The sequence below is a fragment of the Ruoffia sp. FAM 26255 genome (assembly GCF_045528525.1).
Taxonomy (GTDB): Bacteria; Bacillota; Bacilli; order Lactobacillales; family Aerococcaceae; genus Ruoffia; species Ruoffia tabacinasalis.
Map to the genome: position 1 here is coordinate 1 of NZ_JBGQQX010000028.1, position 13,282 is coordinate 13,282.

At 37.2% G+C, this 13,282-nt stretch carries 12 protein-coding genes; 1 reads left to right on the forward strand and 11 read right to left on the reverse strand.

Annotated elements, in window-relative coordinates:
- Positions 1-137 precede the first annotated feature (137 nt).
- Positions 138-1,865 (reverse strand): NlpC/P60 family protein, encoded by a 1,728-nt coding sequence (locus ACEN31_RS06755; RefSeq protein ID WP_407109005.1) that lies wholly within the window; start codon positions 1,863-1,865, stop codon positions 138-140.
- A 328-nt stretch (positions 1,866-2,193) separates the two neighbouring features.
- Here ACEN31_RS06755 and tyrS point away from each other — a divergent pair, with 328 nt between their 5' ends.
- Positions 2,194-3,462: a tyrosine--tRNA ligase gene (gene tyrS / locus ACEN31_RS06760; RefSeq protein WP_407089478.1), complete on the forward strand. Its 1,269-nt coding sequence runs from the start codon at positions 2,194-2,196 to the stop codon at positions 3,460-3,462.
- A 50-nt stretch (positions 3,463-3,512) separates the two neighbouring features.
- Here tyrS and ACEN31_RS06765 read toward each other — a convergent pair whose 3' ends face one another.
- The 10 genes from ACEN31_RS06765 to ACEN31_RS06810 form a co-directional block, all read right to left on the reverse strand.
- Positions 3,513-3,689, reverse strand: a complete 177-nt coding sequence (locus ACEN31_RS06765) for a hypothetical protein (RefSeq protein WP_218931585.1) — start codon at positions 3,687-3,689, stop codon at positions 3,513-3,515.
- A gap of 13 nt (positions 3,690-3,702) precedes the next feature.
- Positions 3,703-4,404, reverse strand: coding sequence for an NAD(P)H-dependent oxidoreductase (locus ACEN31_RS06770; RefSeq protein WP_407089477.1), 702 nt, complete (start codon positions 4,402-4,404; stop codon positions 3,703-3,705).
- 14 nt (positions 4,405-4,418) lie between these two features.
- Positions 4,419-5,207 carry a hypothetical protein gene (locus ACEN31_RS06775; protein WP_407089476.1) on the reverse strand — a complete coding sequence of 263 codons (789 nt, stop codon included), beginning with the start codon at positions 5,205-5,207 and terminating at the stop codon, positions 4,419-4,421.
- An 11-nt stretch (positions 5,208-5,218) separates the two neighbouring features.
- Complete coding sequence (locus ACEN31_RS06780; protein WP_407089475.1) at positions 5,219-6,634, reverse strand: ATP-binding protein; 1,416 nt, start codon at positions 6,632-6,634, stop codon at positions 5,219-5,221.
- Positions 6,634-7,350, reverse strand: coding sequence for a response regulator transcription factor (locus ACEN31_RS06785; protein WP_407089481.1), 717 nt, complete (start codon positions 7,348-7,350; stop codon positions 6,634-6,636). The genes ACEN31_RS06780 and ACEN31_RS06785 overlap by 1 nt, the downstream gene beginning before the upstream one ends.
- 322 nt (positions 7,351-7,672) lie before the next feature.
- Complete coding sequence (locus tag ACEN31_RS06790) at positions 7,673-8,095, reverse strand: single-stranded DNA-binding protein (RefSeq protein ID WP_407089474.1); 423 nt, start codon at positions 8,093-8,095, stop codon at positions 7,673-7,675.
- A 103-nt stretch (positions 8,096-8,198) separates the two neighbouring features.
- Positions 8,199-9,128, reverse strand: a complete 930-nt coding sequence (whiA, locus tag ACEN31_RS06795; RefSeq protein ID WP_138404435.1) for a DNA-binding protein WhiA — start codon at positions 9,126-9,128, stop codon at positions 8,199-8,201.
- A 26-nt stretch (positions 9,129-9,154) separates the two neighbouring features.
- Positions 9,155-10,174: a uridine diphosphate-N-acetylglucosamine-binding protein YvcK gene (gene yvcK, locus ACEN31_RS06800; RefSeq protein ID WP_407109006.1), complete on the reverse strand. Its 1,020-nt coding sequence runs from the start codon at positions 10,172-10,174 to the stop codon at positions 9,155-9,157.
- The gene (rapZ, locus tag ACEN31_RS06805) at positions 10,171-11,058 is read right to left on the reverse strand and encodes an RNase adapter RapZ (protein ID WP_138404437.1); all 888 of its coding nucleotides are present in this window, start codon (positions 11,056-11,058) and stop codon (positions 10,171-10,173) included. The genes yvcK and rapZ overlap by 4 nt, the downstream gene beginning before the upstream one ends.
- A gap of 286 nt (positions 11,059-11,344) precedes the next feature.
- Positions 11,345-13,063 (reverse strand): phospho-sugar mutase, encoded by a 1,719-nt coding sequence (locus ACEN31_RS06810; protein WP_407089471.1) that lies wholly within the window; start codon positions 13,061-13,063, stop codon positions 11,345-11,347.
- Between the last annotated feature and the right edge of the window lie 219 nt (positions 13,064-13,282).

Sequence of the window (13,282 nt, forward strand, 5' to 3'; positions counted from 1 at the left end):
GATGAGAACACAACACAAACTATCGTTGCATAGAGAGACACTTAAACATAGGAATAAAAAAAGAGCCAAGGTGACTGCGTCACCTGGCTCCTCGGTCCACCAACATCAAAAATTCATGAACCGTTAAATTCTATTAATTATTTGTTCACGCGTAATGCGAAACTTGGCATGAAGTATGAACTTGCTGAGTTGTACTCTAAAGGAGTCCCTGGTTGAGACGCGTGGATATAGTCTCCGTTACCTGTTGCGATTGCAACGTGGTAAGTAGATCCAGGTGTTCCCCAGAAGTATAAATCTCCGGCTTGAGCTTCGCCAACACCAATTTTAGTTCCAGCGTTTTCTTGTGCTCCAGTCCAGCCACCTACGTTAATTCCGTAAGTTTCTTGGAATACGTGTTGTACAAATCCTGAACAGTCAAAGCCTGAAGGTGATTTCCCACCCCATACATATGGTGTTCCTAAGTATTGTGATGCGTTTGATAATAATGCATCAACACTTCCTTGAGCTGCTTGCGCTTCAGCTTCGGCCTCTGCTGCCGCTTGCGCTGCTGCTTCTGCCTCTGCTTGAGCTTGTGCCGCCGCTTCTTCAGCTGCTGCTTGGGCTTCCGCCTCTGCCGCCGCTTGGGCTGCTGCCTCAGCTTCTGCTTGAGCTTGTGCCGCTGCTTCGGCTTCTGCTTGGGCTGCCGCTTCAGCTTCTGCCTGTGCTTGAGCTGCTTCTTCAGCTGCTGCTTGATCATCAACTACAGGTGCTTCTTCTACAGCTTCCCATGCAGGTGTATCTGCAATAACTTCTTCCTCTACTGGTTGCTCTTCAACAACTGGTGTTTCTTCAACTACCGGTACTTCTTCAACTACCGGTACTTCTTCTACAGGAGTTTCTTCAACGATAGGCGCTTCCTCTACAGGAACTTCCACTACAGGAGTTTCTTCAACGATTGGTGCTTCCTCTACAGGAACTTCCACTACAGGAGTTTCTTCTGTAACAGGTGCTTCTTCTACAACTGGTGTTTCTTCAACTACAGGAGTCTCTTCAACTACTGGAGTTTGTTCTACAATTGCTTGAGCTTCTTCTGCTGCTTGAGCTTCCGCCTCAGCTTGTGCTTGGGCTGCTGCTTCGGCTTCAGCGATTGCTTGCGCTTGAGCTGCTGCCGCTTGTTCAGCTGCAATACGTTGAGCTTCTTCGAAAGCTTGACGTTCAGCAACTAATGCTTCACGGTGAGAAGCTGCTAATGAAATATCGTTTGTTAATTGGTTGTAAACTTCTTCAGATGCTGCAGTTTGTGCTGACAACTCTTCTTTTAAAGCTTCAAGTTCAACCATTTTTTCGATTTTTTGATTTTTTGTTGATTCTGTTTCAGATTTTTTGCTTTCAACATCTTCTTTATCTGAAATTTGTACATTTAATAAATCTTTGTTTGCAGATACCATTTTGTTAATAACATCTACACGACCAACAAAATCACTTACTGATTCTGATGATGCTACATAGTTTAAATAGTTAGATGATCCACCACTTACTTGAACAGCACGTGCTTGATCAGCTAATAAGCCTTCACGTTTACCGATAATATCTTCAAGTTGAGTAATTTCTTCTTCCAATTCAGCGATTAACGCATCATCTTCTGCTACTGCTTCAAGGACTGCAGTTGCCTCTGCTTGAATTGTATCAATTTCAGCATATGCTGTAGCTAATTGAGCGTATAAAGCTGTTTGTTGAGCACTTAAACCTTCAATTTGAACGTCTGCTTCATTAATCAGCGCGTCATAGTTTTGAGCTGATGCTAAAACTGGTGCTGCTACCGAACTTAATGCTAATGCAGATGTAAATAAAGTTTTGAATAAGCTCTTAGAAAAAGTTTTCTTCATTGTTTATTGCTCCTTCGTTAATACTAGTTTTGTTATATTCGTCAAATTCATATTATATTCATTAAATCTTCTTTTTTTCGACCTGAGAAGATAATAACACACCTTTGAGTTGAATAGTTGATTTTCTTTGATTCGTATACTGTTTGTAACACTACTGTAAAATTTCAGAGTTTTTGTCATTTAAGTGATTTTTCTTATCCTATAATTTCAGTATACTTTGAGTACTTAGAGTCTTTCTTCAATTTTATTTTTGTAACAGAACGTTGATTAACTAAACTTAAATCCCTATAATAAGATTATCTATTCAATTCTATAAAGGAGACTCATAATGCATATTCTAGAAGATTTAGAGTGGCGTGGAGCCATCAATCAACAAACAGACTCAGAAGGTCTAGAAAAACTAACACATAAAAAAGCGATTGGTCTATATTGCGGAGTTGACCCGACAGGGGATTCAATGCATATCGGTCATTTAATTCCATTCATGATCCTTAAACGATTTCAATTAGCTGGTCACAATCCAGTCGTAGTTATTGGTGGGGCGACAGGTTCAATTGGAGATCCAAGCGGCCGTAGTAGTGAACGTCAATTACAGACCATGGACGTTGTAAAAGAGAACGCCAATAAACTGACACAACAAATGGATAAGTTATTCTTAAAAGGCGATGCTGAAAATAGTGGCTTCCGTGTTGTAAATAATTACGATTGGTTAAGTGAATTATCTTTATTAGATTTCTTACGTGACTACGGAAAACATTTTAACATCAATACAATGCTTGCTAAAGATATCGTAGCTTCTCGTTTAGAAACAGGGATTTCATTCACTGAGTTTACTTACCAAATATTACAATCCATTGATTTCCATTATTTATACAAGAACTTAGATGTTCAATTACAAGTAGGTGGTGCAGACCAATGGGGTAATATTACAGCGGGACTTGATTTCATTCGTCGAATGGAAGGTTCTGAAGCAGAAGCTTATGGATTAACCATTCCATTAATGCTGAAATCAGATGGAACTAAATTTGGTAAATCAGCTGGAAATGCGATTTGGTTAGACCCAGAGAAAACAACACCTTATGAATTCTACCAATTCTGGATTAATCAGCAAGACTCAGATGTTACTAAATTCCTTAAATACTTTACTTTCTTATCTAAAGAAGAGATTGAAGCTTTAGAGAAAGAAATTGAAGTGAATCCACACTTACGTGTAGCTCAACGCCGTTTAGCTGAAGAAGTTACTCGTTTTGTCCACAGTCAAGAAGCACTAGATGAAGCGCAACAAATTACTGAAGCACTTTTTACTGGTGAAGTTGGTCAACTTTCAGCAAAACAAATTGAAGAAGGTTTTAAAAACATGCCACAATCGACAATTGCTAGACAATCTGAGAATTTAGCTATCTGGTTAGTTGACACTGGAATTGTTGATTCAAGAAGACAATCACGTGAATTTATTAATAACAATGCCATCTCTATCAACGGAGAGAAAATTAATGATGTTGATTATGAGATTGGTCCTGACGATGCGATCGATGGTAAATACATCATTGTCCGTCGCGGTAAAAAGAAATATCATTTAGTTATTTTTGAAGATTAATACTTCAGTCCAAAAAGAAGTCACCTACTTTTTAGTAGGTGACTTCTTTTTTATTCGTTCCAATTTTCTGGACTCCAACTTGCACCATCTAATTTTCCTTTATGGTTTTCAATGCGTTTCTCTTGTTCTCTTAATAAATTCATCGCAGCGACTAATAAAGCTTTCGTCGGATAATCTGCTGCTTTCTCAACCCATTCATCATGATAGTTATCATAGTGTGTATTCATCGAGTCAACCTCCTTACCAGCGATCAGTTAAAGTGAATAATTCACTCACTTCATCCGCTTGATCTTCTAGCGTTTGCTTCCACAGATCGAATAGAATTTCATTTTCTGCCGATAGATTGAGTTGCTCAGCTTCAATGGCCTCTAATTTATCTAACAAGTAGCGCTGATAAGTTAAATAACTTAAATGCGTCCCTTCTTCTAAGTAACAAGCGTATTGATACATTAACTCCATCTTCTCAGATTCACTCATATAAGCAAATTGGTGAACCGAAAAAATAGGTAAATAAGTCATATTAAAGTAATTTGCCAATGATTCATACGGAGATAATACTTCTGATAACGTCCGTCTCTCTCGCCCACCTGCTTGATACTGACTCTCCTTCACACCTGCCACAACAACAACACCTAATTCTTTTGTTGCTAATTGTCTAGCCAACTGATCATTTGTTTGTCTATCTTCAATGACCGTATCTAACCACAGTTTCATAATTGCTGGTGCTTGATACCAATAAAGATGGAATTGAAAGATAATTCGGTCATACTCTAATAGACGAGCTTGTTCTGCTTCAGCATTGAATGACCCATTGTGGTCAAATTCACTTTGTAAATCTACGTAGGTCACATCTGTTATATGCTTGCCTGAACTTAATAGAAATTGCTGACTACTCGAAGCCGCAACATCTGGATGAGCTACGTATACAATTGTTTTACTCATTCAATCCTCCTCAGTTATTCTGGTCCAAATAATCGCTTTAAATATGGAGATATCTCCATAGCGTTTTGGAATTCTTGAAGATTTGCTACATCAATATTACTGGCATTAATTTCCTCGACCAGCTCTCTTGCGTAGCTTTGGAAAGCGTCATTTAGTTTAGCCAATAATGTTTGATTGTACACTAATGCATAGGCTTCTTCAGCTTCCTTCAATCCACGTGCAATGACTTCGAAATATCCCTCCGTCACAGGAATAAACTTTAAATTATTTAATGTAGTTACTACAGTTTCATAATTTAAAGTTTGACTTAACGCATCATCAATAAGTAAATTGATTGTTTTTTGAAAGTTATCCTCTGTCTCTTGGAAGCGATAAGGTTCAATCGTTTCAAGTAGGGTGTAATATTCAATGTTTTCCACATAAGGAACATTACTATTGACTTGCCCACCAGTGATTACAGGTTCAATATACATTGCATTCACTTCATTGCGAGCGTAATAACGACGATGTAAATCATTATACGCTTGGATTTGTTTCGGTCCTAGGACTTCTGATTCTTCTAAGTCACTCAAGTGTGTACGGATACTCATTAAATCATCCTCATTCATATCTTCAATAACAAAGCCTGTTTCTTTATCAAAGTAATATTGATCAATTTGTTGAGTGACTCCTTGAGCATAAGCTTCTTGGCGATGGATGTTTTTTACTTGATGCTGAGAATACAAAAAGAAACTTAATTGAATGATTACCGCAACAAGTATTGTACAGGACAATAAAACTAAAATTTTTGCTTGCTTCGTCATGACGGTTCCTTTCAGAGTTTACTTTCTTTTTTATGTGGTAACTTCACAGTGAATACTGAACCCTTACCTAATTCACTGTCGACTTCTATATTACCTTGGTGAGCTTCAATGAGTGATTGAACGACAGATAAACCAATACCCGATTCTCCAAACTCAGTATTTTTCCTTGATTCGTCCACTTTATAGAATCTTTCCCAAATACTTTGTAGATGCGCTGGATCGATTCCGATACCCTGGTCGATAACTTTAATTTCACTATACTCTTCTTGCATCTTCCCTTGTAAAATAATATCACTGTCTTCAGAGAATTGAATGGCATTGGTGACGAGATTTATGAGAATTTGAATAATTCGATCATAATCTGCCCACACAATTAAGCCCTCTTCTGCTTCAACTATAATATTAATATTTTTCTTAGCTGCTTTCCGTGATAATTGTTCTTTAATTTGGTCGAGGAGTTTATTCCCATCATTCTCCTGCTTAGTTAAGACGAATTGATGGCTTCTAATTTTTTCGTAGTCTAAGTTTTCATTGACTAATCGAGTCAGTCTTTGCGTTTCCCGTTGAATCAATTCTAAGCTTCGCCCTCGTTGCTTCTCTGGAATCATATTATGCTGTAAGCCTTCCAGAAGTCCGCTCATCGTTGTCAGTGGTGTCCGCATTTCATGAGCAACATCCATCATGAATTGACGTCTTAAACCTTCTTGTCTCTTTATTTCTTCTTGCGATTCCATTAGTGAATGTGACATCTTTTGGAAATCCCTTGCTAAATCCCCAAACTCATCTTGCCCATCCGTCTCTATCGTTACATCGTAATTTCCTTGACCAATTTGTCTAGTTGCATATTGGAGTCGATGGATTTTGCGCGTTTGCAAGATTGAGTAAACTGTACTAATAATAACCCCCATAATAATCGCTAAAATAAGTGATATAAATATATTCTGTCTGACTGCATCAAGTCTTGCTTGTAGGTCATCTAATGGAGCCGCCAAACTAATAAAGCCTGATGGAAATTCCCCAACATCCTGATGGGGTAGATATACAGTTAGATAAGGCTCAACCTCGCCGTTTTGGTTATAACGGTCCACTGTTCGAAAGCCAAGATATTGACCAGATTGAATTAACTGCAACTCTTCCTGAGATAAATTCGCATCGAAGCGTTGATCATAAGTCGGATAAATTGTTCTTCCATCTGATAAATACACTTGAATAACAATGTTTTCACTTGCTAATAACTGAGATGTTCTCACTAAATCATTTCGTGAAAAGTTATTATTAACGATGTTATACCCGTAATTTAGTAATTGCTGCTCACGTGTTTGCTCAATCTCAGTCGTCATTTCACCTTCAATTCGATAAGCAAAAAGCGCAACCGTTGCAATAATGACTAATAAAAATGCAAACAGTTGTTGCCATAAAACCTTCATTATTCCTCACCAGGTGCTTCGTATTTATAACCGACTCCCCAGACTGTTTGAATTATTTGTGGACCCACTTGTTCAATTTTCTGACGTAATTTCTTAATATGTGCATCAACAGTACGTTCATCTCCAAAGAAAGGATCTTCCCAAAGACTTGTTAATAAGTCTTCACGACTAAATACTCGTTTAGGATGTTCTGTAAATGCAACAAGTAAATCAAACTCTTTCGGTGTGAGATTCTCAATGGGTTTATCTTTATAATAAGCTTCGCGTGTTGATGTATTGATATGGATAATTTCTGTTTCAACATCAAATTCTGAAGCAGTTTCCACTTCTTCCTCTTGTGTCGGTGTTACCTGAGCTCGTCGGTGTAATGCTTTCATACGAGCGAGTAATGTAATCGGGCTGAAAGGCTTTGTTACATAATCATCTGCCCCAATTTCAAGTCCAATCACTTGATCACTTTCTGAATCTCTCGCTGTTAACATAATAATCGGTGTTTCATTAGATATTTTTCGTATATTCCGACAGATTTGCATGCCGTCCATTGTAGGAAGATTCAAGTCTAATATCACGATATCCCATTTCGTAGGATTATTTTTATACGCTTCGTAGCCTTCTGCTCCGTCCTGATGGAAGGCTGCTTCATAGCCTTCATTCTCAAAAAACATCGACATCATTTCGCTCACTGATTCATTATCTTCTATCATTAAAACGTTCATCATTGTTTCCTGCCTCCTTTTGCACAATCCTCGTGCCTTGTAGTCATTATTATACATGAATTAAATGATTTTAAGCAATTTGAATCCATTATCTCTCATCTCCTCATAATATTCACAATTTCGTCACATTTGCATACAAAAAATGCCCAATATAATCTACCTTCGTATTTACCTACGTCACTTTTGGGAGGTTGGAATATACGTAAATAAAAAGGTATCGATTATACTAAGCATCTTTAGAGGTTTATAAATTAGGCTTTGGTACTTTTGAATAATATACTTTACTGGGTTTAATGGTTAAAATTATAGAATAATTTTTTTATTAGTTCATCACAGCACGAATACTTTCTTCATCAATTTGGATATCCGTACTTTGATTTTGCTCAACTTGATTATTGTCGGTTTGCTTTTGTTTTGAGCCATCTGAGTCACGTGATTGCAATAAAGTTAGTTCTTCGACAAGACATTCAATGACGTATCGGTCATTATTCTCGCTGTCTGTGTATTTGCGACTTTGCATCTTACCGGTGATGGCAATTTGATCCCCTTTGGCAGTATAGTTATGCAACAAATCAGCAAGATGGTTCCAAGCGACAAATGGAATAAAATCAGCCCGGCGCTCACCGTTTGCATCTTTTTGATAATGATTGATCGCAATAACATTATTAACAACACGACCATTTTGACCTACTTTATTTCGTCTAACATCTCGTACAATTCTTCCAACATACATTGCTTTATTCAAAAAATCACCCCTTTCTTTTTTGGTCTATATATATATACGTAAAAAAGGGGTGATTCCATTATTTTATTTTCAAATTTACACAAATTTTACATAAAATTTACAATTAACCGATTTCTTCTGCCATTTTTACAATTTTTCTTAAGCGGTGATTCACACCCGATTTTGAAATCGGTCCACCTGGTATTTGCTCTCCAAGTTCTTTTAAGCTCATATCTGGGTTACTTAATCTAAATTCTGCCATAACTTTTAGCTTGTCAGGTAAAGTTGTTAGTCCTTGATAATCATCAATTAAACGAATCGCTTCAAGCTGGCGTTGAGATGCATCAATGGTTTTGTTCATATTCGCATTTTCGCAATTTACTAAACGATTCACTGAATTACGCATGTCACGAACGATGCGAATATCCTCAAAGCGTAACACAGCACTTGATGCGCCAATAATCGCTAAGAAATCGGAAATCTTCTCCGCTTCTTTTAGATAAGTTATAAAGCCATTACGCCGATTGATTGTCTTGGCATTTAAATCAAAATCATTCATCATTTGACAAATATCTTTATTATGTTCATCGTAACTTGAATAAATTTCTAAGTGATAATTATTTGACTCAGGATTATTTACAGAACCTCCAGCTAAGAATGCACCTCGTAAGTATGAACGTTTCTTTTGTTCATTCTCGGTAATATCACTTGTGACTTTTGTATTCAAGCCAATACCTAACATATCCAGAATATTCAAGTCTTCTAGAATTTCTTTCACTCTAATACGACAACGTACTATATATACATTGTTCTTCTTCAGCTTCATCTTGCGTCGAACAATTAATTCACCTTCGACTCCATAATGATCCTTTAAAAGTGTATAAATTCGGCGCGCGATTGCTGCGTTCTCACTTTGAATATTCAAAATGAACTTTTGTTGATATATACTTACAGCACCATTCATTCGAATCAGCGCAGTAAGTTCCGCTTTTGCATGCTCTCGGTGTACTTCTAATAGCGTACATTCTTTTTTTACGTCTGAAGCAAATGTCATCGTGCCTCACCTCTCTATCTTTATTACTATTGTGTCTTTTCTACTTTTCGGGGGGCTAATTTTAAAGAATTTAACAAGTAGCCTAATTCTTCGACAACTTTCTCAGTATCATGATATGCCCCACCATGTTTCATACTTAAAAATTTGCTAGAGATGACGCGACAATCTTCTTTACGTATGCCTTCAAAATCATGTTTAACTTGTAATAAATATTCTTCGTTTGGTTGTGTTCTAATATAATCTTCGGGGACTTCCGTTGTATTCACTAGAACTGTATCAATAAATTTATTATTCAAATGTTGATGGAGAACTTCTACATGATCGGCGTCGGTAAAGTTCTCAGTCTCACCTAATTGAGTCATAATGTTACAGATGTAGACAACTTCAGCATTTGTCTTGACAATGGCTTCACCAATCTCTTTAATCATTAAGTTTGGCAAGATACTTGTGTAAAGACTTCCTGGACCTAAGATAATCATATCTGCATCCATGATAGCATCAACCACACGGGGCGAAGCTTCTAAAGCTTCTTCTCCTTCTGTGGTTGTGACCAATACTTCTTTTATCTTCTTGCGGTGAGAAGCAATACTTGATTCTCCAACCGCAATAGTTCCATCTTCAAATAAAGCATTTAGTACCAGAGGATCTTGAGCTGCTGGTAATATTTGTCCTTGAATATGCATCCACCTTGATAACATGTCGATAGCATCTTGCATTGAACCATGCATTTCTTTTAAAGCGGCAATCAACAAGTTACCGATCGCATGGCCAGCTAAAAAATCATCCGTAGATTCAAAGCGATATTGAAATAAATCAATAAACTCTGGTTCACGTGCCGATAAGGCACTCATACAATTTCGAATATCTCCGGGAGGTACCACATTAATATAGTCTCTAATCACTCCACTACTTCCACCGTCATCAGCAACAGTAACAATAGCAGAAATACTTGCATTCAAATGTTTTAACCCTCGAAGTATTACCGGGAGGCCAGTCCCTCCTCCGATAACAGCCACTTTATAGCGTGGTTTGGCTTTTTCGCTCATGATCGATTGACCGATTCCTTATTTTTTAATTTATCGCGGTGCGAGACATTCACCACGTAATGATCATTTTCTAATTCTTGACCCATTCTCTTAGCTAAGGCAACTGAACGGTGTTTACCACCGGTACATCCAATAGCAATTGTCACGCTAGATTTACCTTCTTTTTTGTAACCTGGTAAACAGTATTTAATTAAATTCATAAATCGTGAATAAAATTCTTCTGTCTCCGGTTGCTTCATGACATAGTCATATACTTCCGTATCTAAGCCCGTTTTAGGTCTTAGCTCATCAACATAATGTGGATTCGGAAGGAATCGCACATCCATGACAATATCTGCATCGATGGGCACCCCAAATTTAAAGCCAAATGAAACCATTTCAATGTGGAATGGTTGATAAGTATCAGAAGCAAAGACTTCGATAATTTTCTCTCTTAATTGTCTTGGCGATAAATCTGTTGTATTAACGATCATTTGTGATCGTGCTCGAATGTCACTTAACATTTCTCGTTCTTTTTGAATTCCTGTAATGGTTCTCTCTTGTGTTGCCAAAGGATGCTTTCTGCGTGTTTCTTTATATCTAGATACTAAGGCTTGGTCATCGGCTTCTAAGAAGACAATACGTGTTGTAATGAATTGAGTGTTATCCATCTTGCCAATAACATTCTCTAATTCACTGAAGAATTCGCGTGTCCTTAAGTCAATCACAAGTGCGATTCGTGTAATTTTCCCTGATTCTTTCATTAATTCCCAAAATGTAGGAAGTAAATTTGGTGGCATGTTATCGATGCAATAATAACCTAAGTCTTCAAAACTTTGGACTGCGACAGTTTTTCCTGCCCCACTCATACCGGTAATTATTACTAATTCTAATGTATCAGACATGCATCTCGCCTCTTTCCCTTGATTTTAATATATTGTATCACAATCACATTGATTTTATTATGATTATCGTTTGAATATTCTGTTTGTCTAAATTTGCTTCCTTATATTATCAGTAATCGTCTAGTAAAAGCAATTTATTTTATTACTTTAAATAAAAATCCAAACGATAATTAATCGAATACAAACTCCTTTCACCGCAGCATTCTAATTGAACGATATGCACAGATTGAAGCCAATATTCAGACTAATCATCATTTGGATACTCTTATTTAGACTAATTCAATTGTTACTCAGTTAATTTACGCATATCTGCTTCAATCGCTTCTGCTTTTTGATCAACCGTCTCACGATTGTCACCGCGTACTCCTAAGTATAATTTAATCTTAGGTTCTGTACCACTTGGTCTAAAAGCAACCCAGCTACCGTCTTCTAACGTATATTTTAATGCATCTGATGAAGGATAGTCTAAGCCTGCTGATTTACCGTCACCATATTGCACTGTTCCTTCTAGATAATCTGCTGCTTTATCGATAGATAAACCACCTAATTGAGACGGAGTATTTTTGCGAACTTGGCTCATAATGCTTGCCATCTTCTCTTTTCCAGATAAGCCTGGGAATGAAACTGAAATGGTCTTTTCAACGAAGTAGCCATATTTATCATAGATAGCTTCTAATGCATCACCTAAAGTACGACCAGCTTTTTTATGGAAAGCCGTTAATTCAGCTAGAATAACTAAAGCTTGGATCGCGTCTTTATCACGCACAAATGGTTGTACTAAGTAGCCAAAACTTTCTTCGAATCCCATTAAGAATGTATGTTCATTTGTTTCTTCATACTCCTTAATCTTCTCAGCAATAAATTTGAATCCAGTCAATACTTCGACCATTTCTAAACCATAGCTTTCAATAATCGCATCGGCTAAATCAGTTGATACGATTGATTTTACAGCAACACCATTGTCAGGTAATTCTCCTTTTTCGCGGCGGGCATTCAGAATATAATCTAACATGATGGATGCAATTTGATTCCCTGAAAGTAATTGGTATGAGCCGTCTGCGACACGAATCATTGCGCCTAAACGGTCAGCATCCGGGTCAGTTGCTAATAAGATATCAGCATCAACTGAACGGCCTAATTCTTCTGCTTGAACGAAAGCATCTGCGGACTCTGGATTAGGTGACTTAACTGTTGGAAAGTTTCCATCAGAATCTGCTTGTGATTTAACAACTTGAATGTTATCAAAGCCGATTTGCTCTAATGCTTTTAGACCAATCATTAAACCTGTTCCGTGTAATGGTGTGAAGACGATATTGACTTCATCTTTCATTGATTGCACTAAGTCTAAATCAACTGTGACAGCCTTCATCTCTTCTAAGTAAGCATTATCTACTCGTTCACCGATAATTTCAATGGTTCCTGATCCTAGCAAGTCTGTCTTATCTCCGACAGCTACTTCAAGTGGATTATTAATTGCGCGAACATATTCTGTTAATTTATCTGCTGCTTCTGGTGGCATTTGCCCACCATCTTCGCCGTAAACTTTGTATCCATTGTATTCGGCTGGATTGTGGCTCGCAGTAATCATAATACCAGCATATGTGTTTAAATGACGCACTGCAAATGAAAGGACAGGTGTTGGTCTTAAACTTTCATAAACGTAACTCTTGATGTCATGTTTTCCTAACACCATCGCTGCTTCCATAGCAAATTCAGGTGAGAAATGACGTGAATCGTAAGCAATCGCTACCCCGCGTTTTTTAGCATCTTCCCCGGCGTCTTCGATTAACTTCGCTAAGCCTTCTGTCGCTTGGCGAACAGTATAGATATTCATGCGATTTGTACCTGGTCCTAATACTCCACGCATCCCTGCAGTACCAAAACTTAAGTTCGCTCCGAAGGCATCTTCGCTTTCTTCGCGTGATAATTGATTCAGCTCTTCACTTAAATGTGTATCAAGTGACTTATGATTTTTCCATAGTTGATATATTTCTTCCCAAGACATAATTATCCCACCTTTTCTAATGTTATTTTTATTATAACATCATTTTATAATACAACAAAGGTTAACCTTTTCTGAATTAAAGCCTTTTCACAGTTCCCAAATTTTATTTATCGTTTTAGGCAATATATTACTTTAATCCGCGATATCTTTTATTATCTTTATCACTTTTCTTAGTAAATATTCCATAAATTTTTACATAAAAAATGACCAACTAAATTA